Origin of the sequence: Vibrio sp. 10N.222.51.C5, from assembly GCF_041474575.1 — a bacterium.
GTDB classification, from domain to species: domain Bacteria; phylum Pseudomonadota; class Gammaproteobacteria; order Enterobacterales; family Vibrionaceae; genus Vibrio; species Vibrio crassostreae_C.
Genome location: NZ_JBFRUJ010000026.1, coordinates 18,980 through 45,965 on the forward strand (window position 1 = coordinate 18,980; position 26,986 = coordinate 45,965).

The window sequence follows — 26,986 nt, forward strand, 5'->3', positions numbered from 1 at the left end:
TATTCTAAACGTCACCTGGGTGATGAATAGAACCCCCGATTAGGCGAAAGTTTATATTTTTCTGTGATGACCAAACCGCGTCACCACTGAAAGATTCTTTGTAATTTTTTTTCACGACGTATTATGCCGCATATGAAGAGCTGTACCTTGAGATAAATCAGGATTAGATTTCCTGACAGAAGAATCGGTACAGACTCTAGCTCTAACATAATTAAATGTGAGCGATACCTGATAAATTCAAGTTCAAAAGATAGCGTTAAACCACTTTTTTTCCAAATACATTATAAAGGATGGCGTATGTGGATTCAGAAGACTATACACCTAAATGCACGAAAGCGTGGATTTCATCTCATTACTGATGAAATTGAACAACAGATACACGATATCAATTCTCTATCTGTTGGTTTATTACATCTTTTTATCCAACATACCTCTGCCAGCCTCACACTAAATGAGAACGCAGATCCTACCGTCCGTAACGATATGGAGTCGCACTTCAATAAGTTTGTCCCAGAGCGAGCGCCCTACTACAGACACACCTATGAAGGTGATGATGACATGCCTGCCCACATTAAAGCATCGACACTTGGCACCAGTGTGACAATACCAATTAGCAATGGTCGTTTAGCTTTAGGAACATGGCAGGGCATTTACTTAGGAGAGCACCGAGATTGTGGTGGAAGCCGCACAGTGATTGCGACTATTCAAGGTGAGTAGACTATTTGAAAGCAAGATTTTATTAATAAAAACAGTGCCTTTTTAATACAAAAAGAGTGGTGTGTTTCCACGACCACTCTTATCAAGATAGTATTTGGCCTACTGTAGGCCGAAAGCTTTAGAAGGGCTGGTTTATCATAACCCTAAAGGTTCCTTCATCACCGCCTCGCGCTAATTCTGCACGAACAACAATACCTTCCACTTGGAAACGCACCGCGCCACCTAAGCTCCATTTCATATCCGAGTGCAGTGTTTTGATGTCGTACTCTTCGGCAACGCGCCCTAATTCAGCAAACGCTACCCATTGCCACCAAGGCAAATCGTAGTAGTTTATCAGTGGGATATCACCAAGTGGTTGCCAGTCAGGAAGTACTCGGTACTCAGCAGAATAATGAACTGCAGAGCGACCGTGATAACGACCTCCGGTATAACCTCGTAAACGATACAAACCACCCAATCGAGCTTGCTCCGTTTCTGGTGGGCGAGCACAGTCTTGCCCAGAGCAGTTGTCCCACGTTGGCGTGTCAGCGGTATAGAAATCGAATGCTAAAACTTGTTGATCGAATAAGTCCCCTAAAGGACCTAAAGCAAAGTACTGGCTATTTTGGAAGGTCCACTTAAGCCACAAGTCATCGTTAGACCAACTTTCTGCGCCGGTCGTGAATTCAAGGTTAGTATGAGAGCCCGTGGTTGGGTTACGTGTGCTATCACGGTTATCCCAATCCAATGCCAGACTAAAGCCTGTCGCCTCTTCCGTGTTGTTTAAACCTTCTAGCTCACGTGCCGTATAAAAAGGCGTGAAGATAATCGAACTGACACCCGACTCGACTGGCGAAGCAAAACTCACATCTTTGATTGGCTGAAAAGCCCCTAACAAGCCATGTTCTGCAACATTGCCCCAAGGTAGCAAATACTTAAATTCAAACTGATAGTTTTGCTCTAGGCCATCGGCAATGGTTTTATCATCAATAGATGAATCGTTATCGCCTTGAGAGCCTATGTAATAAGGGTTGTCGTTGAAGCGCGCTTGGTACATCTGAGTACTGAATAAAACATTCTCAGACAAAGCGTAGTTAAAGGCCGATAGAAAACCGACATAACTGTCTTTGTCTGAATAGAGTGCCATACCAAACAGAGCGGCTTGAGGTTGCCAAACACCCTTTGCGACACCCGCAACCCCAAAGGTATTGCCCAAAGTTTCAGTACTAAAATAGAAAGGGACAAAGGCTGAATCTTTTTCTTCACTCGCAGCGGAAGAAGAAAAGCTGACACCGAGTAATGTCATTGCAGACATTAGCCAGTTTCGAGTCGTTCGCTTGAACATAATTTACTTATCAAGATCCATGATTACTTCACATACTCCATCGCAACACGCGAAGTCAGCTTAGTGACCAACTCGTAAGCGATAGTGCCGATATGTTCAGCCACTTCTTCTGAAGGTAAATCTTTACCCCACAGAGTCGCTTCATCACCCACTTTATCTGCCGCATCAGGGCCTAGATCAACCGTTAGCATGTCCATTGACACACGTCCTGCGATCGGTACTTTTCGACCGTTAACGAACACTGGAGTACCGTTAGGTGCAGTACGAGGATAACCATCACCGTAACCAATCGCGATAACACCAACCTTGGTATCACGTTCACTGGTCCAGTTTCCGCCATAACCCACACTTTCACCGGCTTTCACATCGCGAACTGCAATCAGGTGTGAGGTCAGTGTCATCACAGGCAAAAAGCCAAGCTCTTGCGCTGATTTATCAACAAACGGAGAAACACCGTAAGAGATGATTCCCGGACGAACCCAATCAAGATGGCTGTCTGGCCAAGCGAGCAAACCCGCAGAGGCAGCAAGTGAACGCTCCCCTTCACAACCTTCGGTAAGAGACAAGAAAAGCTCTGTCTGTTCAACAGTGGTTGCTCTATCCAGCTCATCAGCACAACCGAAGTGGCTCATGTAACGGAGAGGTTTGGCAACATTCGCACATTGATGCAAACGCTCGACAAAGTTTTGGTATTGCTCAGGGCGAACACCTAGTCGGTGCATACCACTGTCGACTTTTAGCCATACCACAACAGGTGTTTCCAAATCTGCATTCTCTAGCGCGCTTAATTGCTCTTCACAATGCACTACTGTTTGAATGTTATTGGTCACCAGGATTGGTAAATCGCCCGAAGAGTAAAATCCTTCCAGCAACAAAATAGGTTTAACAATGCCACCAGCACGAAGTTGTAACGCTTCTTCAATACGCGCCACACCAAAAGCATCAGAGCTTTTTGAATGCTTGGCGATATGCAGTAAGCCGTGTCCGTAGCCATTGGCTTTCACAACAGACATGACCTTGCACTGAGGAGCCTTCGACTTTATCTGGTTCAGGTTATGTTCGAGCGCGTTTAAGTCAATGCTCGCCGTCGCCGCTTTCATGTAAGTCATTAGCGATTACTCATCATCAAATGCAGGGCCTGCATAGTTATCAAATCGGGAGTGTTGGCCTTGGAACGTAAGACGAACAGAACCGATCGGACCGTTACGTTGCTTACCAAGGATGATCTCAGCAATGCCTTTCAAGGAACTATCTGGGTTATAAACCTCATCACGATAGATGAACATGATCAAATCGGCATCTTGCTCAATCGAACCTGATTCACGCAAATCCGAGTTTACTGGGCGCTTATCAGCACGTTGCTCTAGGGAACGGTTAAGCTGAGAAAGTGCCACAACCGGAACGTTGAGCTCTTTTGCTAACGCTTTCAATGAGCGAGAAATCTCGGCGATTTCAAGAGTACGGTTATCAGATAACGAAGGTACACGCATTAATTGAAGGTAATCTATCATGATCATAGAGATACCATCGTGTTCACGAGCGATACGTCGAGCACGAGAACGCACTTCTGTTGGCGTTAGACCCGAGCTGTCATCGATATACATATTCTTCTTATCCATCAGAATACCCATACTCGACGAGATACGAGCCCAATCTTCATCATCTAGCTGACCAGTACGAATCTTGGTTTGGTCTACGCGAGAAAGTGACGCAAGCATACGCATCATCAGCTGTTCGGCTGGCATCTCTAGCGAGAAGATTAAAACCGGTTTGTCTTGCTTCATCGCCGCGTTTTCACACAAGTTCATCGCAAATGTGGTTTTACCCATCGATGGACGAGCAGCAACAATAATTAAGTCAGAGCCTTGTAGACCTGCTGTTTTCTTGTTGAGGTCGTTGAAGCCAGTATCGACACCTGTCACACCATCTTGCGGCGTTTTGTATAGGATCTCGATACGTTCTAGCGTCTTCTCTAGAATGCTATCAACGTTTTGTGGACCTTCGTTTTCACTTGCACGGCCTTCGGCAATCGCGAAGACTTTACTTTCAGCAAGATCAACCAGCTCTTCCGAAGTACGACCTTGAGGGTCATAACCAGAATCAGCAATCTCATTCGCGACACCAATCAGGCTACGAACAAGTGCACGTTGCGCTACGATATCCGCATACGCATTGATGTTTGCGGCACTTGGTGTGTTTTTCGCTAAGTCAGCAAGGTAAGCAAAGCCACCCACTTCTTCAAGTTGCTCACGCAGCTCTAAATGTTCAGAGAGTGTAATAAGATCCAGAGGAGAACTTTCTTCAAGGATATCCTTTACCGCTTCAAAGATCAGACGGTGAGGACGGCTATAAAAGTCTTTGGCCACAACCTTTTCGGCAACTGTATCCCAGCGTTCGTTATCTAATAACAAACCGCCAATAACAGATTGCTCAGCTTCTAATGAATGTGGCGGGACCTTGATGGCGTCCACCTGATCGTTGGCTGATTTCTGACTTTTGGTATCCACTATGACTACACTCAATAACTAATAATGATCGTTCATTATACCCAAGAACATCCGTTTGTAATCCGATCCTATGAGTTTGTTTTATTCTTCAGGAAGAATTTACCTATTGCTGACGGAATTAACCAAGGGTAGCATTACGATCCTGCCATTCACTCACTGTATAACTAGAGGTATGCGTGTCCAAATTATTGGCTCTGAGCACTGGTCTTCTAAGCTCTAGTCTTCTAAGCATCGGTCTCCTGAGCACTCCGTTGGTCTTAGCTGATGATACTAAAGCCTCTGTTGATGCTAATACCTCTGTTGATTCTATTCTCGACTCTATAGTAGTTTCAGAACCTACTGCTGAGCCGATCGTCGTTGCACCGACACCTGAAGAAAAAGAGTTGGATATCGCACCGAGTGATACAAGTGATACAGAACTGCCGAGCCCGCTAAAAACGGAAGTCGAATTTGGATATCAGTCGCATACTGGTAACTCTGATTCACGAGCGCTTAACGCACGCCTTAACGGTGAGTACACGGCTGGCCGTCATAGAACCAGTGGTGAATGGAAATACTACAACCTCTACAAAGATGGCGAAGAAGATAAAAGGCAATCGACTTACTCAGCTCAGAGTGACTACAAGTTAAGCCCTAAAACCTACCTTTACGGCAGTTTCAAAGGAGTCGACTCGAGATACAGTGCTTACTTTAAGGACTACACAATTTCGAGTGGTCTGGGTTACCAGTTTTCGAATACCGAAGAGTTTGTGTTGGAAGTCGAAGTGGGACCAGGTTTTCGTTACCAAGAACCGAACCTTGATGAGATTGATGATGATGACATCATCTTCCCAGAGATTGTTGAAGAGGCAATTTTCCGTGGCAACGTGAATACGTCATGGCAGGTGTTGAAGAATTTGCAGCTCAAGGCAGACGTGACGCTTGTCTCTGGTCACAGTAACCTAAAGTTTGATACTGAGTTAGAAGCCATCAACGATATTACTGACAATATCGCGCTGAAGATCGCTCACTCTCGCCAGTACCACGATAAAGTGCCTGAAGGCTTAAGCAAACAAGACTCTGTTCTATCGATCAACTTGCTCTTCCAGTTCTAATCTTAGACCACCTCTAACCTTGAGAACAACTTGTTCAGCAATAACAGCTTATGGATCACCGTAAGCTTTTTACCTAATGTAGCCCTTCCTTGTACTTTCCTATATTCCAGACATAAAAAAACACCAGCCGAAGCTGGTGTTTAAAACTTTCAAAAGAAAGAATTCGTCTTGGTACTGAAATTACTCAGCTGCAACGATAGCGATTTTCGCAGTAGCAAAAACTTCAGAGTGAAGTTGGATGCTTACTTCGAATTCGCCGATGTTACGTAGAGCGCCTTCAGGTAGGCGTACTTCGCTCTTAGCTACTGCAACACCTGCCGCTGTAATAGCGTCAGCGATGTCACGAGTACCGATAGAACCGAATAGTTTACCTTCGTCACCAGCTTTAGAAGCGATTGTAACGCCTTCTAGAGTGTTAACGCTCTCTGCACGAGCTTCAGCAGCAGCTAGTTGCTCAGCAACTTTAGCTTCTAGTTCAGCACGACGAGTTTCGAACATAGCAACGTTGTCTTTAGTTGCCATAACTGCTTTACCCTGTGGGATAAGGAAGTTACGAGCGTAACCAGATTTAACGTTTACTTGGTCGCCAAGGCCACCTAGGTTACCGATCTTATCAAGTAGAATAACTTGCATTATCTTAGTCCTCTTAAACTATTATTAACTATTACCGATTACTGATGCTTGTCAGTGTACGGTAGTAGAGCTAGGTAACGAGAACGCTTGATAGCGCGAGCTAGTTGACGCTGGTACTTAGCGCTTGTACCAGTGATACGGCTAGGTACGATTTTACCAGCTTCAGTGATGTAGTTTTTAAGAGTTGCTACGTCTTTGTAGTCAATCTCTTGTACGCCTTCTGCAGTGAAACGGCAGAATTTACGACGACGGAAGAAACGAGCCATGGGCTATCTCCTGATCTTAAATTTAGTAAAGCGGTCTTTCACAATTATCGAAATAACTATCAATGACCTAAAACAAGTTGAGAATTTTTTAAGGCGTTAAGCCAAAAAAGAATTACTCAGCAGCTGCTTCTGGTTTAGCTTCTGTACGCTCTTCGCGACGAGGAGCACGCTCTGCACGCTCTTCTTTTTGCTTAAGCATAATAGATTGCTCAGTCACAGCGCCTTTAGTGCGCATGATCATGTTACGTAGAACTGCATCGTTGAAACGGAAAGCAGTTTCTAGCTCGTCAATCACTTCTTGACCAGCTTCAACGTTCATAAGAACGTAGTGAGCTTTGTGAAGCTTGTTGATTGGGTAAGCCATTTGACGACGACCCCAGTCTTCTAGACGGTGGATAGTACCGCCAGCTTCAGTGATAGAACCAGTGTAACGCTCGATCATGCCAGCAACTTGCTCGCTTTGATCAGGGTGAACCATGAATACGATTTCGTAATGACGCATTTGGTTGCTCCTTACGGATTATTAGCTTCCACGAGTGGCCCGGTCGTCCAGAGGAAGCAAGGAACTAAAGATAAATGACCGAGTTTTAAGGACGGCAAATGTTATAGAAAGAACCCGGTATTGGCAAGCGCTATTTGGTGAATAATGAAACAGTTTTTCTGTCGCCATCTAGCCATCCGACAAACCGATGGATTTTGCTATAACAGCCTAAAAAGAAACGCCCACCAGCAAGTGGTGAGCGCTAATAAATTCATAGACTTAAAGCAGCGTTAACGCATTACTGAGCTAAACGCTGTCTTACCGCTTCGAACAGGCAAATACCCGACGCCACAGAAACATTTAAGCTCGATACGCTACCTGCCATTGGAATCTTAATCAGATCATCGCAAGTTTCACGAGTTAAACGACGCATACCGTCACCTTCTGCACCCATAACTACCGCAAGAGGACCCGTTAGCTTCGCTTGATAGATATCATGCGTTGCTTCACCTGCCGTACCCACAAACCATACGCCCTGCTCTTGCAGTGCACGCATTGTGCGAGCTAGGTTGGTTACGCGCACGAGAGGAACCGTTTCAGCTGCGCCACATGCAACCTTGCTTACCGTTGCTGTTAACGGCGAAGAGCGATCTTTAGGTACGATAACAGCAGCGACACCTGCGGCATCCGCGTTACGTAGACAAGCGCCTAGGTTATGAGGGTCTGTTACGCCGTCTAGAACTAACAGCAAAGGCTGTTCGTGCTGCGCTAGGATATCGTCTAGGTGAGTTTCATTAAGCTGCTTAGCAGGCTTCACCTTAGCAATAAGACCTTGGTGATTCGCACCTTGTGCTTTTTCATCCAACGGCTTACGACCCATCTGTTGAATCGACACACCAAACTGTTGCAGTTGGTTCAGTAATGGAAGAAGACGCTCGTCTTGGCGACCTTTCAATACATACGCTTCGATAAAACGTGCAGGATCTTTTTCTAGTACGGCTTTCACCGCGTGAATACCGTAAATAAATTCGTTACTCATTGTCTCAAGTTACTCTTATTGCTCAGAGAAGAATGACATCAATGCCGATGCATCCCTCTCTGTGTTGTTCATTTCGAGAGTAGCGTCTTACGCCTGATACTCTCGCATTAAATTAAATCAGTTAGGCGCTAAACCTGATTAGCAGAGCGCCTTATTAGCCTTAAGATTTATCAGTCTTAAGAGTTATCAGCCTTTGGCTTACGGCTTGCTGCACGCTTTTTCTTAGCGCGAGCTTTAGCAGCACCGGTTTTATTCGCTGGCTTTTTCTTCTTAGCAGGGCCTTCGCTGCTTCCGTCAGGTCGCTTAGTTGGCTCAACCATAGGCTTCGCTGATACACCTGGCTTATTACTCTTCACTGCTGAGCGCTTCTTGCTTTTCGCCTTTTTCATCGCTTCGGCTGCACGCTTCTTGGCTGTTTTGCCTTTGCCACGCGGCTGACGATCAGTGTCTTCTAAGTCAAAGTCGATTTGGCGAGTTTCTAAATTAACCGCAGAAACCTTCACTTTAACCGAATCACCCAAGCGGTAGATATTACCTGAGCTTTCACCCACTAGACGCTGACCAACAGCATCAAATTGGTAGTAATCATTCGCTAGCGCTGAGATGTGTACCAAGCCATCAATGTGCAGTTCAGTTAGACGAACAAAGAAGCCAAAACCAGTCACGTTGGCAATCACACCATCCATCACCTCACCGACATGGTCTTGCATGTATTCACACTTCAACCAGTCGTTTACTTCACGCGTTGCGTCATCAGCACGACGTTCAGTCATTGAACACTGCTCGCCGTAGAAGTCCATATCATCGAAAGTGTAGTGGTAACCACCAGTTGGCGTCCAACGTTCGCTGTTACGACCTTCTTCTTTCGCAATAAGGTACTTAATCGCACGGTGCAATAGCAAATCTGGGTAACGACGAATTGGCGAGGTAAAGTGAGCATAGCGTTTAAGAGCTAAACCAAAGTGACCCGCGTTATCCGCGTTGTATACCGCTTGCTTCATTGAGCGTAGCAGCATAGTTTGGATTAATTCACGATCTTCACGTTCATTAATCTGTTGCATCAGTTGTGCATAGTCTACTGGTGATGGCGACAGACCACCTTCCAGTGTTAAACCTAATTCACTTAAAAAGCTCTTGAAGCCCATTAAGCGCTCTTCGCCCGGAGTTTCGTGAACACGGTACAGCGCAGGCTCTTTCGCTTTTTCTACGTAAGATGCCGATGCGATATTCGCAAGAATCATACATTCTTCGATGATCTTGTGTGCATCGTTACGAATTACTGGCTCAATACGGTCAATCTTACGATCCGCATTGAAGATAAACTTAGTTTCTACCGTTTCAAATTCAATCGCACCACGTTCGTCACGCGTTTTCTTAAGCACCTTATACATCTTATGAAGCTCTTCAAGATGTGGTACTTCAGGTTCGTAACGCTCACGTAATTCTTCATTGCCATCTAAGATCGCGCCTACTTTGTTATAAGTAAGACGAGCATGAGAATTCATTACCGCTTCGTAGTGCTTGTAGCCTGACAGTTTACCTTTGTCTGAGATAGTCATCTCACACACCATACATAAACGGTCTACCTGAGGGTTCAATGAACACAAACCATTTGAAAGCACTTCTGGCAGCATTGGCACGACTTGTGACGGGAAGTATACCGAGTTACCACGGTTAATCGCTTCTTTGTCTAGCGCTGTATCTGGGCGAACGTAGTAACTTACGTCAGCAATCGCTACCCATAGACGCCAGCCGCCGCCTTTCTTCGCTTCACAGTAAACCGCATCATCGAAGTCACGCGCATCTTCACCATCAATGGTAACCAATGGCAGTTTACGCAGGTCTACACGTCCTTCTTTTGCTTCTTCAGGAACATGCTCACCGAGGTTTTCGATTTGCTTATCTACCGCTTCAGGCCACTCTTGTGGGATCTGGTGAGTACGGATCGCAATCTGCGTTTCCATACCCGGCGCCATGTTTTCACCAAGAACTTCGGTTACTTTCCCCATCATGTTACGAGAACGACCACCGCGATCCGTAATTTCAATCACAACCACATTACCCATTCGAGCACCGCCTTTATGCTCAGTAGGGATCTGGATGTCGTGACTAATACGCGAATCATCAGCAACAACGTAAGAATGCCCGTACTCTAGGAAGAAGCGACCAACAAGTGGCGTTTTACGCTCTTCAAGCACACGAACCAAGCGACCTTCACGACGGCCACGCTTACTGTTGTCAGTAGGCTGAACCAATACGTAATCACCGTGCATGATGGTTTTCATCTGATGATGCGGCAGCACGATATCATTGTCTTTACCCACACTGCCGTCTGGGCGAACCCAACCATGACCGTCTTTATGACCAATCACATAGCCTTTGATCAGTTCCATCTTCTCAGGCAATGCGTAGCACTGACGACGAGTAAAGATAAGCTGTCCATCACGCTCCATTGCACGCAAACGACGACGCAGCCCTTCATATTGTTCCTCTCCAGCAAGACCCAAAGCTTCGAATAGATCGTTGCGGTTCATCGGAATATTCGCGTCTGTTAGAAACGAAATAATGAACTCTCGGCTTGGTACTGGGTTATCGTAATTTTTCGACTCTCGGTCGGCAAAAGGATCAACAGTGGTTGTCGCTGTCGTATTTTCTGACGTTGGTGTGTTTTTTGACATAGGCGGGCCTGCTTAAGCAAGGAAGGTATATACCCCTAGTATATCTGATGCTAGGGGTAAGCTACAGATATGCTTTAGAAAACACTCAAATAACCTCAGATTGATACATATCTTCACTTTGTGAAACATCGCTTCATAGACGTGGATTATCATCAAAACTTCAAGCAAACGATAAAACAAACGTTTGCGCCATGAATGAAATACACTATTATCCACGCACTTTACCAACTCCTGTTCTGGGTATGATATGAAACTAAAACGCACTTTATTGGCTTCAGCTATGGCGAGCCTAGCGCTGTTCCCATTCGCAAGTTCGGCAATGGAAAAGGCTGACCTGATGATTACCGATGCGATGGTTCTAACCATGAACCAAGACAAAACGGTTTATGAAAGCGGTACTGTTGTCGTCAAAGACAACAAAATCATTGCGGTGGGTGATGCTTCACTAGAGAAGCAGTACCAAGCTAAGCAAGTGTTAGACGTTGATGGCGATATCGTTATGCCGGGTCTCATCAATACTCATACTCATGTATCAATGACAGTTTTTCGTTCGTTGGCCGATGATGTGCCAGATCGCCTACACCGCTACATCTTCCCGCTAGAGAAGAAGCTAGTATCGCGAGACATGGTACGCATTGGTGCCAACCTAGGTAACGTTGAAATGGTGAAAGGCGGTGTGACCACTTACGCCGACATGTACTACTTCGAAGATGAAGTCGCAAAAACCGTCGATAAGATCGGTATGCGTGCCATCCTAGGTGAAACGGTGATTAAGTTCCCAGTCGCCGACGCGGCCAACGCAGAAGAAGGCATTAAGTACGCGTTGAACTTCATTGAAGAATACAAAGATCACCCACGCATCACACCAGCGTTTGCCCCACATGCGCCTTACACCAACACCACAGAGATCCTTCAGAAAATATCTAAGCTCTCCCTAGAATTAGATGTTCCAGTAATGATTCACCTTGCAGAATCACACCGTGAAGAAGAGAAAATCGCAGAGCGTTCTGATGGATTGTCCCCGGTTCAATACATGGACAGCATTGGCGCACTCAACAAGAACTTGGTGGGTGCACACATGATCCTCGTTGACGAACATGATATCGAACTGGTGAAGAAATCGGATATGGGTGTAGCTCATAACATGAGTGCTAACATCAAGTCAGCAAAAGGTGTATCACCTGCCCTTAAGATGTATGACGAGAACGTGCGTATCGGTTTAGGTACCGATGGCCCAATGTCTGGTAACACACTGAGCACGATTGATGAGTTCAACCAAGTCGCTAAGGTTCACAAGCTAGTTAATAAAGATCGTGCTGCGATGCCGCCGATCAAAGTGATCGACATGGCGACCATGGGCGCAGCAAAAGCGCTACACATGGAAGATAAGATTGGCTCTCTTGAAGCAGGCAAACTCGCCGACATCATAGTGATCGATACCAAGGCACCAAACATGGTTCCAGTGTACAACCCATACTCAGCATTAGTTTACTCTGCTAACTCGGGTAACGTTCGCCACACCATCGTTGATGGCAAGATCATCATGCAAGACCGCGACATGCTAACGGTAGACGAAGACAAGATTCGTCAAGAAGCACTCGATTTCACCAAGGTTGTTCGTGAAACGGTCATTGAGTCTGGTGAGGTTGTTCAATAAGCTCGCTATCGAATAGCATGACCATCTAAACGTAAAAAGCCCCGCACTAATTCAATTAGGCGGGGCTTTTTAAATCTTATTTCCTGTAACAATGAGTGCAGGGATCATTACAGTTTTTTTGCTCGGTATTACCAGAACACGTCTCGACGTTTTGCTCGAGCAATAATATTGTCTGGCATTCTCTGTTCCAGACCACTACGAAGCACAGTGATACGTCTGTGTTGTCTTTGGTCTGCCGTTACCGAGTTATACAACCAACGGTAAGCATCTTCATAATCCAATGGACTACCGTAGTCACGTAACAAGAGTTCAGCTAAGTGAATACTCGCACTTAGATTCCCCATCGAAGCCGCTTCACGTAGATACGGAATCGCACGCTCTTTGTCTTGTTGTACCAAAGTACCACGAGAGTAATAACGACCTAACTGCTCTAATGCAGCGGGTAAACCTTGATGTGCCGCGTTTTCCATATAGTAAAGGCCAAGCTCTACATCTTGTGGAACACACACACCCCAAGCCAACATATCGCCGTATAAAAACTCATAAGAAGGCAAGCTAATACGCGTTGCACGAGCAACGATATCTTCAACTAACTGGCACTTATCAGCTTTCACTCGCTCTAGATGTTGATTATTTTCGATTAAATTAATCAGTTCAGCTTCTGTATATATTGGAACGGGCTCTCCCACATCAGCCAAATTAGCATGACTCAAGGATGAGCTCAGCGCCATTATCAATGAAGCTGCTACAATTCGTAGCTTCATACCTGCACTCTATTATCTGTCGCTAAAGTTATCTATTGAGGGGTGCAGAGGATTTCTACACGCACAAAACAGGGTGAACTTCACTTTCCATGATATCTGTATCGGCAATAACCCTGATGGCTTTAGACAAAACTTGCCGCTAATGGGCAATATTTTGCCAGATGACGCTTAAAAGATCACCATCAAAGAGTGAACGGCTAAATTGCAGGTATTAAAAAGCCGACTTAATAAAGTCGGCTTTTAGAAAACTATTTCATTATCAAAGCACTGTTCGTGCCTGGTAATCACTCATGCGGGCATTAAGCGCCGTATGGGTGAACCTTGATGATAGTTTCGTTACGATCTGGGCCAGTTGATACGATATCAATTGGAACGCCAGTTAGGTCTTCGATACGCTTGATGTAATCTAGAGCAGCTTGTGGAAGCGCGTCGATAGATTTAGCACCAAATGTGTTTTCAGACCAACCAGGCATTGTTTCGTAGATTGGCGTCGCTTCTTCGAATGACTCAGCAGCCATTGGAGAAACTTCTAGGATAGAACCATCTTTCATCTTGTAACCAGTACAGATTTTTAGTTCTTCTAGGCCATCTAGAACGTCTAGTTTAGTTAGACACATACCAGATAGAGAGTTGATTTGGATTGCACGACGCATAGCAACAGCATCGAACCAACCAGTACGACGTAGACGACCAGTTGTTGCGCCAAACTCGTGACCAACATCGCCTAGGTGTTTACCAACTGGGTCTTGCTTCTCAAGGCCATCGTATAGCTCAGTAGGGAATGGACCTGAACCAACACGAGTACAGTAAGCCTTAGTAATACCAAGGATGTAACCGATGTGACGAGGACCGAAACCAGAACCTGCAGCAACACCACCAGCAGTCGTGTTAGAAGACGTTACGTATGGGTAAGTACCGTGGTCGATATCTAGTAGCGTACCTTGAGCACCTTCGAACATGATCTTGTCGCCGCGCTTACGTGCTGCGTCTAGTTCGTCAGTTACGTCGATAACCATCGCAGTTAACATATCTGCGTAGCTCATCGCTTGCTCAAGAACTTCTTCGTAGCTTACTGTTTCAGCTTTGTAGAAGTGCTCTAGTTGGAAGTTGTGGAATTCCATCACTTCTTTTAGCTTCTCAGCAAATGCTTCTTTATCGAAAAGGTCGCCAACGCGTAGACCGCGACGAGCAACTTTATCTTCGTAAGCAGGACCGATACCACGACCCGTTGTACCGATAGCTTTAGCGCCACGAGCGATTTCACGCGCGTTGTCGATTGCAATGTGGTACGGAAGAATTAGAGGACAAGCTTCAGAGATGAAAAGACGTTCACGTACTGGAATACCGCGATCTTCAAGAGGCTTCATTTCTTTTAGAAGTGCGTCAGGCGATAATACTACACCGTTACCAATAACACATTTAACGTTATTACGTAGGATGCCTGATGGAATTAAGTGAAGAACGGTTTTTTCACCGTCAATTACAAGTGTGTGACCTGCATTGTGACCGCCTTGGTAGCGAACCACGTATTTTGCATCTTCAGTTAAAAGGTCAACGATTTTACCTTTACCTTCATCACCCCATTGGGTGCCTAGAACGACTACGTTATTTCCCATCTTTCCAATTTCTGTTGCTAATTAAAAATGGATTCTAGCACTGAATCACACTTCTTGCAGTCACTTTTTGTTCATAAACGTTAACGCTGTACAAAAATAAACCAGCCATAACTGGGGGCAGATGTGTAAAGATACTGATATCATTGCTTTTTTACAGACAAAAGGCAGAACCATGTCTCAATCAATTTGGCTCGCTATTGGGCTCGTACTTATTGTGGAAGGGCTCGGCCCCTTGATTGCACCCAATGGCTGGAGAAACATGGTCGCGCAACTGAGCGAGCAACCAGACACGCAACTGCGCCGCATTGGAGGCTGTCTTGTGGTGGCTGGAGCGGTTATCGCTTTCATGACCTACCGCTAGGTTTCTATAAGTACTAATCTGTTTATAAATACCACTCTGTTAAGCGCCTTCCCTCGCGCCCCAATAGTGAATCCACAAACATGTCTCCTCCTGAAAGAAGTCATAGAAAACAAAAAGGCTCCCACAATGGGAGCCTTTTAAGTTTTAACGTATTTTGCTTATTAAGCTAAGCATTCGCTAACGCATCAGCTTATTTTGCTGGAGCGCCGCTTGCTTGATTCATGTATTGGAAGAAGTCAGTCTTCGGATCCAGTACTAGAATGTCGCTCTTATCGTTAAATGATGTCTCATAAGCTTGCAATGAACGCATGAAGCCGTAGAACTCAGGATCTTTGCTGAACGCATCAGAGTAGATCTTCGCTGCTTCTGCATCCGCATCACCACGAGTGATTCGAGCTGTACGGTCAGCTTCAGCAAGAACTGTTGCCACTTCTAGCTCAGCTTGAGCACGGATAACTTCCGCTTTCTCACGACCTTGAGAACGGTGTCTACGAGCAACCGATTCACGTTCTGCACGCATACGGCGGTAGATAGATTCACTGATTTCGTCAGGAAGGTTAATCTTCTTCATACGAAAATCAACAACTTCAACACCTAAATCAGCCATCGCACTTTCTGCCGTTCCAGACAAAACGTTTTCCATGATCTTATCGCGTTCGCCATCAACTTCTAGTGCTTCTGCAGCCGCTACCGTTGTGACGACTTCGCTATCAGCAGAGTCTGGCAGGATGTCCTTGTTACGAGGGCCTGACACGATCTGCTTAATTTCACGAGAACCAATTTCAGAACGAAGAACATCTGTCACTTTACGCTCAAGAAGTGCTTCTGCCGTCATGATATTACCGCCACCGGTACTCAGATAGAAACGTCCAAAATCAGCAATACGCCATTTTGCGTAAGTATCAATTAGAACGTCTTTTTTCTCTGATGTTACGAAACGGTCAGAACGGCCATCCATCGTTTGAATACGAGCATCAAGTACTTTTACGCGATCAAACATCGGTAGTTTAAAGTGCAGACCTGGTTCATAGATTCGTGATACGCCGTTGTCATCGAGAACTCGACCAAAACGAATTACCATGCCACGCTCACCTTCTTGAATCACAAACACTGACATCAATAGAAGGGCAATCGTCACAACTAATACAGGGATCATTAATTTACGCATTATTAGTATCTCCCTTGGCGTGAACTGTCTGAACGAGTTTGAGTGCTAGGCTTTGGATCCGCTTGAGTTTCTAACTCAATTTGATCGTAAGTTGATGATGCTTTTGCAGGGCGAGAGCCCGACTGAGAACCACCTTGTGCGCCTAGCTTATCAATTGGTAGGTATAGCAAGTTACCGCTTGATTCAGAATCAATCAGGACTTTCGATGTGCTTGAGTACACTTTTTCCATTGTATCTAGGTACATACGGTTACGTGTTACTTCAGGAGCAGCTTGGTATTCAGGTAGCAGTTTCTCGAATTGAGCAACTTGACCTAGAGCACCATTAACTGTGCGCTCTGAGTAACCCACCGCTTCTTTCTTCAAACGCTCAGCACGACCTGTTGCTTTTGGAAGAATGTCATTTCGGTAAGCTTCAGCTTCACGCTCGAAACGCTCTTCATCCTCACGAGCCGCGATAGCATCATCAAATGCATCTTTCACTTGCTCAGGTGGACGTGCTGACTGGAAGTTCACATCAACAATCAGAATACCCATATCGTAGCTATCAATAATACGGTTCAACGTTTCTTGAGTGCTTTGACGAATCTGCTGACGACCACTTGTCAGGATACTATCCATTAGTGAGTCACCAATTACCGCACGAAGCGCGGAATCGGTTGCTTGACGTAAACTGTCGTCTGCATTCGTTACACGATACAAGTACTTGTATGGGTCAGAAACACGGTATTGAACACCCATTTCAACGGTCACAACGTTTTCATCTTTCGTTAGCATCGTGCCAGCAGCACGTAGAGAACGAATCGCTTGAACGTTTACTAGTTGCTCATCACTGATTTCATCGATGAAGCGTGGGTGCCAGTTAAGACCAGGTTCTTCGATACGGTCGAACTGACCCAGTCGAAGTACTACTGCTCTTTCTGCTTCGCCAACGGTGTAGAAACCAGCGAAGAACCAGATAGCAATAGCAATAACGGCAATGACACCAAAGCCAATTGCACCGCCACCACCAATAGATGGCCCGTTACCGTTGCCACCCTTTTTACCAAACTTGCCACCTAACTTTTGACTTAGTTTATTAAACACTTCGTCTAGATCTGGCGGTCCTTGATCTCGGCCGCCGCGATTATTTTTATTACCCCAAGGGTCATTATCGCGGCCGTTATTATCGCCGTTGTTGTTATTTCCAGGCTCATTCCACGCCATTAGAAAGCTCCATCATTTGATATGACGTTATACTGTAGCAGTCTCTTTGGTAACGATAAAGTCACCTAAGAGCGCCCCTTCTCTTTTTTCAAGTTTAGACCAATCTATTTGTTGCATTCGGATATCTATCAACAAGTTACCATTTTCATCATACTCTTCCTGTTGAATACATTTCATCTCGAAGAATAAGCTGCGAATGCGACCCTGATGTTGATGTGGAATACACAACCGGAATTGAACCATCTGGCTAGCTAAACGCTCAGTTAAAGCTTCAAACAGTAGCTCAATACCTTCTCCTTCCATTGCAGAAACCCAAACAGCGCGAGGTGCGCCCTCTTCGTCTCTTTCAATTCGAGGTTTTTGGTCTTCCATGCAGTCAATTTTGTTCATGACTACAAGGGTTGGCACTTCATGAGCATCGATTTCTTCTAATACTTCATGAACAGCCTGAATGTTCTCACGAAAACGGTCATCACTGGCATCAACAACATGTAACAAAATGTCAGCTTCCTGCGTCTCTTGTAATGTTGCCTTGAACGCAGCGACCAAGTCGTGTGGTAGATGACGGATAAAACCTACGGTATCTGCGAGAATTGCAGGCCCGACATCTGCCAAATCAATCTTACGTAGTGTTGGGTCTAGGGTTGCAAACAGTTGGTCTGCCGCATAAACACCAGCACTTGTGATGCGATTGAAAAGTGTTGATTTCCCTGCGTTGGTATAACCAACCAAAGAAATTGTTGGGATTTCAGCTCGATTACGAGCACGTCGTCCTTGTTCACGCTGTTTAGCAACTTTCGCTAAACGACGTAGTATTGCCTTTATACGGTCACGCAACAAACGTCGATCGGTTTCCAGTTGAGTTTCACCTGGACCACGAAGACCAATACCACCTTTCTGCCTTTCAAGGTGAGTCCAACCACGAATCAATCGGGTAGAGATATGACGAAGCTGAGCGAGCTCAACTTGTAGCTTACCTTCATGAGTTCGCGCACGTTGTGCAAAAATATCTAAGATCAAACCCGTGCGATCAATCACACGACATTTACACAATTGCTCGAGGTTGCGCTCTTGGGCAGGAGAGAGGGAGTGGTTAAAAATCACAATTTCAGCACCGGTCAGCTGAACAGCTTGTGCGATTTCTAGGGCTTTACCTTCTCCAACGTAGTATTTAGGGAGTGGGGATTGTCGGCTACCAGTAATCACTTGTAGCGTTTCTACCCCCGCAGAGGAGACCAGCATTTCACATTCGCTTAGATCTTCCCATTCTCCCTCTTGCGTGAAGTTGATATGAACAAGTACGGCTCGCTCGCCGGATTCATAACGGTCAAACAAGCAACCAACTCCTTATTACAGCGCAAGCTGTACAAATTGAACGATTAATCTTCAGTCTTCTCTGGACGATCAGATGGCGTGCGTTGCTCGCCGCTGTGGTGACTAACTGCGCGAGCAGGTACCACAGTAGAAATCGCATGCTTGTAAACCATTTGGTTTACTGTGTTCTTCAATAAGATCACGAATTGATCGAAAGACTCGATCTGACCTTGCAGCTTAATGCCGTTAACAAGATAGATAGAGACTGGAATGCGCTCACGACGGAGTGCATTTAGGAATGGGTCTTGTAGCGATTGCCCCTTAGCCATTTTATTTTCCTTATTTGTATTTTGTTGTAATTATTTAGCTAGTGGTGCACAAAAAGGTGCGGCCTTTGCATCTGAGCTAAATGAATAAAAAAACTCCGTTGTTATTGAAAGGCTGTGATTTTTAAAAGCCTCAATAACGGATCCTTTCCAGAGTATATTCACGCAAAAGCGATCACATTATACACAGCAATACTAATCAGATGCTATTGCATCTGAAAGAGTTTCTAACGCTTGATCAATGTTTTCGCTATCTAACCAAGTTAAATCATCCCAACTGCGCAACCAGGTGATTTGTCGCTTGGCCAACTGACGGGTTGCACAGACACCACGGAAAACCGCTTCGTCTAAATCACAATTACCGTCTAAATAATCCCACATCTGCCTATAACCAACGCATCGGATCGATGGCAGTTCAGGGTGAAGATCTTCTCTCGCGTACAACGCCTTCATTTCATCTTCAAACCCAGCTTCTATCATCTTCTCGAAACGCAGCTCAATGCGGCGATGGAGTTCAGTCCTTTCCTTGGGAGCTATTGCAAATTGTTTTACACGAAATGGCAGGCTATCGCCTTTCGTTTGAGTTAGCTCTGTTAATGTTTTACCCGAAATTCGGTAAACTTCCAATGCCCTTGAAAGCCTTTGTGGATCATTTGGGTGTATTCTTTCAGCGGATACGGGATCTATCTCTCTTAATTGATCGTGCAATGCCTGCCAACCTTGTTCGATAGATTCCGCTTCAATCTGCTTACGAATCTCTTGATCCGCGGCTGGTAATGGCGATAAACCTTCCAACAATGCTTTGTAGTACAGCATTGTGCCACCAACAAGTAACGGGATTTTGCCTTCCGCTACAATCTTATTCATTTCATTGATCGCATCACGACGAAAATCTGCCGCAGAATACGCTTCGCTTGGATCCAAAATATCAATCAAGCGATGAGGCGCGAGCTCAAGCTCTTCCGCATCCGGTTTAGCGGTACCAATATCCATGTCTTTGTAGATCAATGCCGAATCGACGCTGATGATCTCTACAGGGTATTTCTGACGTAAGCGGATAGCTAAATCTGTTTTTCCTGACGCCGTTGGGCCCATTAAAAACAACGCTAAAGGTAATTTTTCAGTCATGATATTTTGTATTTGCTTCTCTGTTTTAGCGCTTTTTAGCAAAGGGCTTTGTGTCGCGACGTATTCAGCTAAAAAGACAAAGGTCGTCGCGAAAAAATTAAACCGTAAACGCGGCTATAGTCGCTGAAAAGTCGATAGGATTAACAAACTCTGGATCATCTAATGGAAGTAGACCATGCCAAAGTTGTTCTAGTTCCCCAACTAGTTGAACCGCTTCAGATAAAGTGTAGTCGCTTTTTACTTGTGCGGTTTGAATCCCGATCCAGTTAACCAAAGCTGACAACATGTCATTAGGTTGCTTCACTGCACCCTGGGCATTTATTGAAGCCGCGTAAGATAACAGATCTGGGATCAAAATTTGTAAGTTTTGCTGCCTTAAAGGAGAAGGCACGCCCATCACCATTACCGCCTCGCTGTTTCGCGCCTTAAGCTCAATCCCCAGTAATGCCAGAGTTTGACTCAGCGCCTTAGCAACTTCGACAAGTTCACTACCCAGCTTAATCGATAAAGGCACCAATAGTGGTTGGCTTTTTAACGCACCACCTCGAGTATCAAGCTGACCAACAACACGCAATAACTCAGCCTTAGCTAAGGAAACCAGCACACTGCCGTTCTTATTGCCCATTACCAGATACTGACGTTCCACAATCGAGACCGCTTTGCCCAAGTCCGTTACAGGTGATCTTGGCTTTAAATGAACAGGATTCTGTTGAGCAGGCTTAGCTTCTTTATTTTCTTTATTTTCTAAGTTGTCTCTGGTTTCTACTGGTGCCACATGCTCTTGAGAAGATGAAGGCTGTACAACTTGCTCATCAAAATCTGGCGTTTTCAGAAGCTCTTTATAGGCTTTCACTTCTCGCTTAGATGGCGCGGGTTCACCATGATGTTGGTGTGGCTCTTTCTCTTTTTTAGGTTCAGGTCGAGACTCAATCCACTCTTGGCGAGGAGAGCCTGTAAAGTTGCTTTCACTAGCAGACGAGCTTCGGCCAGCTAATGAACTTGGACTGGTTGATGAGCTTGGGCTAATTGATGAAACATAATGTCGCCCACCATCATTAACGCTGTGTTGAGGCTTATCAAAAGCGTGCTCTGATTCTGCTTTTCTCGGGTAGGCAGGCGTTTGCTCAATAGCGTGTCGCACCCTATCCGAAACTTGGGTTTGATCCGAACTGCTAGGCATTACGCTTTCTGGCTCAGCGAAACTTGCAACACCATCAACTGCAGAGCTCGTACTATCTTGCTGATGATGAATCACTTCTGACTGATGAAAAGCCGACTGATTGATTGGTGCAGCATCGATCTGCTTGCTCTGTGCTAAACCATCACTCAATGCTTGGTAAATAAAGTCATGCACAAGGCGCGCTTGATGAAAACGCACTTCATGTTTTGCAGGGTGGACATTCACGTCCACCTGATGTGGGTCGAGTTCAATGAACAACACATACGTCGCGAATTGGTCTGGACGCAGGCTGGTTTCGTAGCTTTGACGAATCGCATGATTGATCAGCTTGTCACGCATCATACGACCATTCACATAGCAGTATTGCAGGTCGCTTTGTTGTCTTGCTCCTTCTGGCGTGGTGATCCAGCCATGAAGTTTTAGGCCTTGATGCTCAAGTTCGATCTTAAGCATATGACGAACAAAAGGATTGCCACATACCGCAGCGATTCGCTTTTCTGCTTGAACTTGTGTTTTTGCAGCGCGGTACTGACGAATCATCTTGCCGTTATGACGAAGGTTGATCGTCACATCAAAACGACTCAATGCGATGCGTTTAAGCAACTCATCAATATGGGTGAATTCAGTTTTCTCGGTACGTAAGAATTTGCGGCGTGCTGGCGTATTAAAGAACAGGTCCAACACCTCAACCGAAGTGCCAATAGGATGCGCCGCAGGCTGCAGTTTCACCTGCATATCACGGCCTTCACTGTGTGCTGCCCAAGCTTGATCTTGAGTGGCAGGGCGTGAAGTCATGGTCAAGCGCGCAACCGAGCTAATACTCGCCAGCGCTTCACCACGGAAACCGAGGCTGACGATCGCCTCTAGGTCATCAAGAGTGTGGATTTTGGAGGTAGCATGACGACTCAGTGCCAAGGCAAGCTCATCTTTTACGATGCCTTTACCATTGTCACGAACGCGGATCATCTTGGCGCCACCTTTCTCGATATCAATATCGATACGAGTGGCACCCGAATCCAAACTGTTCTCAACCAACTCTTTTACAACAGAAGCGGGTCTTTCTACCACCTCACCCGCTGCGATTTGGTTAGCTAACCGAGCTGGCAGTATTTTGATCGTCATATTTATAGCTACCTTACTGCCATTGATGGAAACGCTGCTACGTTTGCACTAGTTCTTATTTTTTATCATTGATATACCTGAAGCTGTTTAGCATTCCCAAGACTACTTGTGAGGAATAATCAACACTTGGCCGATAGCTAGACTGTCAGATCTTAGCTTATTCGCTTGGCGAATGCTGTTGACGCTCACGCCGTATTTCGAAGCTATCTTGCCAAGGTAATCACCTCTTGCAACTTTGTGTTTGCGCAGAGGAACATCTTTAACTTCAACCGTAATACGTAACTTTTGGCCTACTCTTACCGTCTCTGATTTCAAACGGTTCTCACGTTTAATATCAGCCACCGACACTTTATAGCGGCTGGCGATCTTACCTAGGTACTCTCCAGACTTAACCGTGTGAGTGATGGTCTTAGTTTTAACCGCACTGCTTGATGATGAAGTTGAAGCACTGCCTGGAATCTTAAGTACTTGACCAATTGCTAGGCTGCTCGATTTCAGATTGTTGAACTTCATCAACGTCTGTGTCGACGTACCATACTTGCTCGCAATCACAGACAAAGACTCACCACGAGAGACTTTATGTTGGCTCACGCTGCCCGTTGATGACGTTGCGTTAGACAAGATAATCCCTTCAGGCGGGTTAGCCTTCAAATACTTAACCACCGCTTTAGTCACTGCTCGTGCCAATTTATCTTGGTGCGAACGTTGGAAAAGAAGCTTCTCTTCCGTCGGATTCGAAATAAAACCTGTCTCTACCAGTACTGATGGGATCTGTGGTGAACGTAATACTGCTAAGCTGGTGTTAATCGGCTTGCTATTGTGCAGTTTCGCAACCTTACCCATTTCAGACAGAATTGCCGTTGCCAGTTTGTAGCCCTCTTTTTGAGAGTGGCTAAACTGCAAATCAAGCAGGGTTTGGTTTACGTTCTTATCATCAATATTGCTTGTGAACGCTGCACCGCTACCACCAAGCAATTCAGACTGTTTCTCTTTATTCTCAATCCAACGAGAGATCTCTGTATTTGCGCGTCGAGTGTTCAATACAAACACTGAACCACCTCTTGGTTGAGGCGTCGTAAAGGCGTCGGCGTGAATAGAGATCAACAGGTGAGCTTCATTCTCTCGAGCAATCGCAACACGTCGATTCAGGTTCACAAAGTAATCAGCATTACGAGTCATACGAGTTTTGATCCCCGGGACCGCATTCAGTTGAGCTGCTAACTTCTTAGAAATACTCAGAGTCGCGTCTTTTTCGTATTTACGCGTAGGACCAATCGAACCTGGGTCTTCACCACCGTGGCCAGGATCAATCACAATTAGAATATCTTTCTGGCGCTTAACCTGATTAATGTTCTTACTTACCGTTGGCTTACTCGGTGTCGATGTCGCTTTAAATGCCGCACCATGAGGTAAGTCGATCACCAAACGGTGTCCATACTGACCACCTGGGGTCGGGCTCAGTTTGAATAATTCTGCTTTAGACGACTTCTTTAACTCAAAAACCAAGCGATAGGTGTTTTTGTCTGGCGGTGAGCTCTTACGAATCTTAGATAGAACAGGGCTGTCTTTCACCTCGACCGGTAACTTAGTCGCAAGACTGGTATTTTTTAAATCAACCACTAAGCGACTCGGGCTACTCAGGGTGAAATAGCTAAAGTCCGCTTCTGATTTTAAGTCGATAACCACACGAGTTTCTTCTGGAGAAGGCCAAACCCTTAAACTTTTCAGTGAGTTTGCAGAAACAAGTGAAGAAAACAGTATAGAAAAAACAGCAGCCATCATGGCCACTGTTGAAATAAGGCGTTTAGAAATCAACATAACTCCAACTGACTAAGTAAGCGCTGTCCGTATTCACTATTAGCGGTTAAAGAAACAATACGGTGATCGTCTTGGTAACGAATATCAATATCCAAATCGGCTTCTGGTAGCATCCCATAACCTTTCTCAGGCCACTCAACCAAACAGATAGCATCCGGCGTAAAATAGTCACGAATTCCCATAAACTCTAACTCTTCAGGATCTGCTAGGCGATAAAGGTCAAAGTGGTACACCTGCCAATCTGCAAGTTGATAAGGTTCAACTAGAGTATACGTTGGGCTTTTTACATTTCCTTGATGGCCAAGTGCTTTTACAAAGCCACGACTAAAGGTCGTTTTGCCTGCGCCAAGATCACCATGCAGATAAATAGTCGTCTGCTGTGAGCAAAGATTCGAAAGCTCCGTTCCTAATTGAATCGTTGCTTGTTCATCTTTCAAAGTAAATTGTTTCGTGCTCATGAATACGTTCTCTAAAAATCGATCGTTGACTATATAAAAATCAAAAGAACAAGAATAGTAAACCGTGATGCTTTTGGGAGACAAGCACTCAAGTGTAAGTTCTATGAAAAATACTGCTCAAAACGCGTCTGTTCTGGTCAACACCACTAAGATCCGTTAAGATCCGCCCCCATTTTTGCCGAACCTAATTTTAATTAGCCTTATCTCTAATTGTAAAACAGAGAAAATAAGAAATAAGCCATGAATCTAGACCATCTTGCTGAAAAAATTAAAATCTGGGGAAAAGAGCTGGGCTTTCAAAAAGTTGGCATCTGCGATGTTGATTTAAGTGAACACGAAGCCCCTCTTCAAGCATGGCTAGATGCTGGCAACCACGGCGAAATGGATTGGATGGCTCGACATGGGATGATGCGTGCACGTCCTGATGAACTTCACCCAGGCACAATTCGAGTGATCAGCGCTCGAATGAACTACCTACCACCAGAAGCTCAGTTCGCCTCTAACCTAAGCGATACCACTCAAGGCTACATCAGCCGCTATTCTTTAGGCCGCGACTATCACAAATTGTTCCGTAACCAGTTGAAAAAGCTAGGACAAAGAATTGAAAAAGAGGTCGAGGGTTTAGACTCACGCCCTTTCGTCGATTCAGCGCCCATTTTGGAAAGACCACTCGCTCAAAAAGCAGGGTTGGGCTGGACAGGTAAACACTCATTAATTCTTGATAAAGACGCTGGCTCTTGGTTCTTTCTAGGGGAGCTGTTAGTTAACATCCCTCTTCCCACGGATGAACCCAGTGTTGATGAGTGCGGCAAATGCACCGCATGTATCACTTCTTGCCCAACGGGTGCCATTATTGCTGATGGCGTAGTGGATGCTCGCAAATGTATCTCGTACTTAACCATTGAATATGATGGTGTGATCCCTGAAGAGTATAGAGATGCCATTGGTAACCGTATCTACGGTTGCGATGATTGTCAGTTAGTTTGCCCGTGGAATCGTCATGCCGAACTCACAGAGCAAACAGACTTTCACCGCAGAGAAGATTTCCAAGAAGCCGATCTGGTTTCACTTTCAAGTTGGGACGAAGCAACCTTCCTAAAGAAAATGGAAGGCTCAGCAATCAGACGTATCGGCCACACCCAGTGGTTACGCAATATCTTTGTTGCGATGGGCAATGCACCATTTCAACAACGCATTATTGAAACCCTGGAGTCTCATCAAGGCAAAAACGAAATGCTTGATGTGCATATTGAGTGGGCTTTGAATAAACAACTACAGCAGTTACCCAACGCTAGCAGTGTGCAAGAAGATAGCTCTACGCAGAAAAATAGCTGTGTGCAAAAAAGTAACAGCAAAATCTCCACCAAAAAGCACCGGCTGATACGCATCGTTGAGAAAGGACTACCAAGAGACGCCTAGCCCTTTTGGTATCAACGATTGACAGCGACACCCACAACGATAGTCCAATATTTAAGACAACTCGTTGCACATAATTTTAGAACAATGTTTGACCTTGTTCTCAATTCTAACAATGTGGAAAAAATTCAGAACTCTCGTAAACTTCCGACACCCGAGCAAAGTTAAACACAGTACCGATAAATGATTAAGATCAAAAAACAACAAGTTAACGATCTTTTATTAAATCCAAGATAGGCATCCAACTTGATAAAAAACAACAAGTTACGATCGCTGCAATTCATCTAATATATTGAAAACAAGAAAGATCTTTTAGGGATAGGTAAAGAATTAAGCCTGAAACAACTTTATCAACCAAGTTATCCACACCTAACATTTTGTGGATAAGTCTGTTTATAGATGTGAAAAACCTCAAGTGTCTGCTTCAGAGACCTGATATTTACTAGCATTTCAGTTGCTAAGAAAAATTTAAGACAAAAAAATATCCACCATGATGGAGGATTATTTGCTTTTTTGGGGGATTATGCTTCGCAGCATTAAAGAAAGAGCGTGACCTTTGCGGTCGCCTTTAAACACAGAGGTTTAAAGTACTTATTAGCTTTTTTAGAAGAAAGCTGGAGCGATACATCGGGTTCGAACCGATGACCTCAACCTTGGCAAGGTTGCGCTCTACCAACTGAGCTAGTATCGCATAAGTTATTCGCTGCTCATACT

Annotated in this window: 23 protein-coding genes and 1 tRNA gene; 5 read left to right on the forward strand and 19 right to left on the reverse strand. The window is 45.0% G+C overall.

Annotated features, from left to right (window positions below):
* The first annotated feature begins 297 nt into the window (after positions 1–297).
* Positions 298–717: a secondary thiamine-phosphate synthase enzyme YjbQ gene (locus AB4558_RS09305; protein WP_372158705.1), complete on the forward strand. Its 420-nt coding sequence runs from the start codon at positions 298–300 to the stop codon at positions 715–717.
* A gap of 118 nt (positions 718–835) precedes the next feature.
* Here AB4558_RS09305 and AB4558_RS09310 read toward each other — a convergent pair whose 3' ends face one another.
* From AB4558_RS09310 to AB4558_RS09320, 3 genes are read right to left on the reverse strand one after another with little or no spacing between them, the layout of a single operon-like run.
* Positions 836–2,041: a BamA/TamA family outer membrane protein gene (locus AB4558_RS09310; protein ID WP_372158707.1), complete on the reverse strand. Its 1,206-nt coding sequence runs from the start codon at positions 2,039–2,041 to the stop codon at positions 836–838.
* A 23-nt stretch (positions 2,042–2,064) separates the two neighbouring features.
* A complete protein-coding gene (gene alr / locus AB4558_RS09315) occupies positions 2,065–3,150 on the reverse strand; it encodes an alanine racemase (RefSeq protein ID WP_017065624.1) in 1,086 nt (361 codons plus the stop codon).
* Positions 3,151–3,156: 6 nt separating this feature from the next.
* The gene (locus AB4558_RS09320; RefSeq protein ID WP_016767560.1) at positions 3,157–4,548 is read right to left on the reverse strand and encodes a replicative DNA helicase; all 1,392 of its coding nucleotides are present in this window, start codon (positions 4,546–4,548) and stop codon (positions 3,157–3,159) included.
* Between the two features lie 176 nt (positions 4,549–4,724).
* Here AB4558_RS09320 and AB4558_RS09325 point away from each other — a divergent pair, with 176 nt between their 5' ends.
* Positions 4,725–5,642 carry a DUF481 domain-containing protein gene (locus tag AB4558_RS09325; RefSeq protein WP_372158709.1) on the forward strand — a complete coding sequence of 306 codons (918 nt, stop codon included), beginning with the start codon at positions 4,725–4,727 and terminating at the stop codon, positions 5,640–5,642.
* A gap of 180 nt (positions 5,643–5,822) precedes the next feature.
* On the opposite strand, the gene rplI is transcribed toward AB4558_RS09325, so the two are convergent.
* The 5 genes from rplI to rnr form a co-directional block, all read right to left on the reverse strand.
* Positions 5,823–6,275, reverse strand: coding sequence for a 50S ribosomal protein L9 (rplI, locus tag AB4558_RS09330; RefSeq protein WP_010434182.1), 453 nt, complete (start codon positions 6,273–6,275; stop codon positions 5,823–5,825).
* A 38-nt stretch (positions 6,276–6,313) separates the two neighbouring features.
* Positions 6,314–6,541: a 30S ribosomal protein S18 gene (gene rpsR / locus AB4558_RS09335; RefSeq protein ID WP_000090472.1), complete on the reverse strand. Its 228-nt coding sequence runs from the start codon at positions 6,539–6,541 to the stop codon at positions 6,314–6,316.
* Between the two features lie 112 nt (positions 6,542–6,653).
* Positions 6,654–7,043: a 30S ribosomal protein S6 gene (gene rpsF / locus AB4558_RS09340; RefSeq protein ID WP_004741278.1), complete on the reverse strand. Its 390-nt coding sequence runs from the start codon at positions 7,041–7,043 to the stop codon at positions 6,654–6,656.
* Positions 7,044–7,320: 277 nt separating this feature from the next.
* Positions 7,321–8,061 carry a 23S rRNA (guanosine(2251)-2'-O)-methyltransferase RlmB gene (gene rlmB / locus AB4558_RS09345; RefSeq protein WP_017063180.1) on the reverse strand — a complete coding sequence of 247 codons (741 nt, stop codon included), beginning with the start codon at positions 8,059–8,061 and terminating at the stop codon, positions 7,321–7,323.
* 176 nt (positions 8,062–8,237) lie between these two features.
* Positions 8,238–10,739 carry a ribonuclease R gene (gene rnr / locus AB4558_RS09350; protein WP_017063179.1) on the reverse strand — a complete coding sequence of 834 codons (2,502 nt, stop codon included), beginning with the start codon at positions 10,737–10,739 and terminating at the stop codon, positions 8,238–8,240.
* A 247-nt stretch (positions 10,740–10,986) separates the two neighbouring features.
* On the opposite strand from rnr, the gene AB4558_RS09355 reads away from it, so the two are divergent.
* Positions 10,987–12,396 (forward strand): amidohydrolase, encoded by a 1,410-nt coding sequence (locus AB4558_RS09355; protein ID WP_372158711.1) that lies wholly within the window; start codon positions 10,987–10,989, stop codon positions 12,394–12,396.
* 128 nt (positions 12,397–12,524) lie between these two features.
* On the opposite strand, the gene motX is transcribed toward AB4558_RS09355, so the two are convergent.
* Positions 12,525–13,160 carry a flagellar protein MotX gene (motX, locus tag AB4558_RS09360; RefSeq protein WP_048661600.1) on the reverse strand — a complete coding sequence of 212 codons (636 nt, stop codon included), beginning with the start codon at positions 13,158–13,160 and terminating at the stop codon, positions 12,525–12,527.
* A gap of 299 nt (positions 13,161–13,459) precedes the next feature.
* A complete protein-coding gene (locus AB4558_RS09365) occupies positions 13,460–14,776 on the reverse strand; it encodes an adenylosuccinate synthase (RefSeq protein ID WP_010434108.1) in 1,317 nt (438 codons plus the stop codon).
* Positions 14,777–14,948: 172 nt separating this feature from the next.
* Between AB4558_RS09365 and AB4558_RS09370 the strand changes: the two genes are divergently transcribed.
* A complete protein-coding gene (locus tag AB4558_RS09370) occupies positions 14,949–15,137 on the forward strand; it encodes a DUF2065 domain-containing protein (RefSeq protein WP_010434105.1) in 189 nt (62 codons plus the stop codon).
* Positions 15,138–15,327: 190 nt separating this feature from the next.
* On the opposite strand, the gene hflC is transcribed toward AB4558_RS09370, so the two are convergent.
* From hflC to tsaE, 8 genes are all read right to left on the reverse strand, one after another.
* On the reverse strand, positions 15,328–16,305 hold the full coding sequence (hflC, locus tag AB4558_RS09375) for a protease modulator HflC (protein WP_372158713.1): 978 nt from the start codon (positions 16,303–16,305) through the stop codon (positions 15,328–15,330).
* Positions 16,306–16,307: 2 nt separating this feature from the next.
* On the reverse strand, positions 16,308–17,510 hold the full coding sequence (gene hflK, locus AB4558_RS09380) for an FtsH protease activity modulator HflK (RefSeq protein ID WP_017063176.1): 1,203 nt from the start codon (positions 17,508–17,510) through the stop codon (positions 16,308–16,310).
* Positions 17,511–17,537: 27 nt separating this feature from the next.
* On the reverse strand, positions 17,538–18,845 hold the full coding sequence (hflX, locus tag AB4558_RS09385; RefSeq protein WP_017059928.1) for a ribosome rescue GTPase HflX: 1,308 nt from the start codon (positions 18,843–18,845) through the stop codon (positions 17,538–17,540).
* A 44-nt stretch (positions 18,846–18,889) separates the two neighbouring features.
* Entirely contained in the window at positions 18,890–19,153 is a 264-nt protein-coding gene (gene hfq / locus AB4558_RS09390; protein ID WP_017059927.1) for an RNA chaperone Hfq, read from the reverse strand.
* 192 nt (positions 19,154–19,345) lie between these two features.
* On the reverse strand, positions 19,346–20,278 hold the full coding sequence (gene miaA, locus AB4558_RS09395) for a tRNA (adenosine(37)-N6)-dimethylallyltransferase MiaA (RefSeq protein ID WP_017059926.1): 933 nt from the start codon (positions 20,276–20,278) through the stop codon (positions 19,346–19,348).
* A gap of 97 nt (positions 20,279–20,375) precedes the next feature.
* Complete coding sequence (mutL, locus tag AB4558_RS09400; protein ID WP_372073257.1) at positions 20,376–22,580, reverse strand: DNA mismatch repair endonuclease MutL; 2,205 nt, start codon at positions 22,578–22,580, stop codon at positions 20,376–20,378.
* A 102-nt stretch (positions 22,581–22,682) separates the two neighbouring features.
* The gene (locus AB4558_RS09405; protein ID WP_372158715.1) at positions 22,683–24,398 is read right to left on the reverse strand and encodes an N-acetylmuramoyl-L-alanine amidase; all 1,716 of its coding nucleotides are present in this window, start codon (positions 24,396–24,398) and stop codon (positions 22,683–22,685) included.
* Positions 24,392–24,856, reverse strand: coding sequence for a tRNA (adenosine(37)-N6)-threonylcarbamoyltransferase complex ATPase subunit type 1 TsaE (tsaE, locus tag AB4558_RS09410; protein ID WP_004735870.1), 465 nt, complete (start codon positions 24,854–24,856; stop codon positions 24,392–24,394). The genes AB4558_RS09405 and tsaE overlap by 7 nt, the downstream gene beginning before the upstream one ends.
* A 240-nt stretch (positions 24,857–25,096) precedes the next feature.
* On the opposite strand from tsaE, the gene queG reads away from it, so the two are divergent.
* Positions 25,097–26,275: a tRNA epoxyqueuosine(34) reductase QueG gene (gene queG, locus AB4558_RS09415; protein WP_017059922.1), complete on the forward strand. Its 1,179-nt coding sequence runs from the start codon at positions 25,097–25,099 to the stop codon at positions 26,273–26,275.
* Between the two features lie 612 nt (positions 26,276–26,887).
* Here queG and AB4558_RS09420 read toward each other — a convergent pair.
* A tRNA-Gly gene (locus AB4558_RS09420) sits at positions 26,888–26,963 on the reverse strand.
* Positions 26,964–26,986: the final 23 nt, after the last annotated feature.

Coding starts and splice junctions, on each gene's coding strand:
- AB4558_RS09305 (WP_372158705.1), top strand. CDS start 298: ATGTGGATTCAGAAGACTATACACCTAAATGCACGAAAGCGTGGATTT.
- AB4558_RS09310 (WP_372158707.1), bottom strand. CDS start 2,041: ATGTTCAAGCGAACGACTCGAAACTGGCTAATGTCTGCAATGACATTA.
- alr (WP_017065624.1), bottom strand. CDS start 3,150: ATGACTTACATGAAAGCGGCGACGGCGAGCATTGACTTAAACGCGCTC.
- rplI (WP_010434182.1), bottom strand. CDS start 6,275: ATGCAAGTTATTCTACTTGATAAGATCGGTAACCTAGGTGGCCTTGGC.
- rpsR (WP_000090472.1), bottom strand. CDS start 6,541: ATGGCTCGTTTCTTCCGTCGTCGTAAATTCTGCCGTTTCACTGCAGAA.
- rpsF (WP_004741278.1), bottom strand. CDS start 7,043: ATGCGTCATTACGAAATCGTATTCATGGTTCACCCTGATCAAAGCGAG.
- rlmB (WP_017063180.1), bottom strand. CDS start 8,061: ATGAGTAACGAATTTATTTACGGTATTCACGCGGTGAAAGCCGTACTA.
- rnr (WP_017063179.1), bottom strand. CDS start 10,739: ATGTCAAAAAACACACCAACGTCAGAAAATACGACAGCGACAACCACT.
- AB4558_RS09355 (WP_372158711.1), top strand. CDS start 10,987: ATGAAACTAAAACGCACTTTATTGGCTTCAGCTATGGCGAGCCTAGCG.
- motX (WP_048661600.1), bottom strand. CDS start 13,160: ATGAAGCTACGAATTGTAGCAGCTTCATTGATAATGGCGCTGAGCTCA.
- AB4558_RS09365 (WP_010434108.1), bottom strand. CDS start 14,776: ATGGGAAATAACGTAGTCGTTCTAGGCACCCAATGGGGTGATGAAGGT.
- AB4558_RS09370 (WP_010434105.1), top strand. CDS start 14,949: ATGTCTCAATCAATTTGGCTCGCTATTGGGCTCGTACTTATTGTGGAA.
- hflC (WP_372158713.1), bottom strand. CDS start 16,305: ATGCGTAAATTAATGATCCCTGTATTAGTTGTGACGATTGCCCTTCTA.
- hflK (WP_017063176.1), bottom strand. CDS start 17,510: ATGGCGTGGAATGAGCCTGGAAATAACAACAACGGCGATAATAACGGC.
- hfq (WP_017059927.1), bottom strand. CDS start 19,153: ATGGCTAAGGGGCAATCGCTACAAGACCCATTCCTAAATGCACTCCGT.
- miaA (WP_017059926.1), bottom strand. CDS start 20,278: ATGACTGAAAAATTACCTTTAGCGTTGTTTTTAATGGGCCCAACGGCG.
- mutL (WP_372073257.1), bottom strand. CDS start 22,580: ATGACGATCAAAATACTGCCAGCTCGGTTAGCTAACCAAATCGCAGCG.
- AB4558_RS09405 (WP_372158715.1), bottom strand. CDS start 24,398: ATGTTGATTTCTAAACGCCTTATTTCAACAGTGGCCATGATGGCTGCT.
- tsaE (WP_004735870.1), bottom strand. CDS start 24,856: ATGAGCACGAAACAATTTACTTTGAAAGATGAACAAGCAACGATTCAA.
- queG (WP_017059922.1), top strand. CDS start 25,097: ATGAATCTAGACCATCTTGCTGAAAAAATTAAAATCTGGGGAAAAGAG.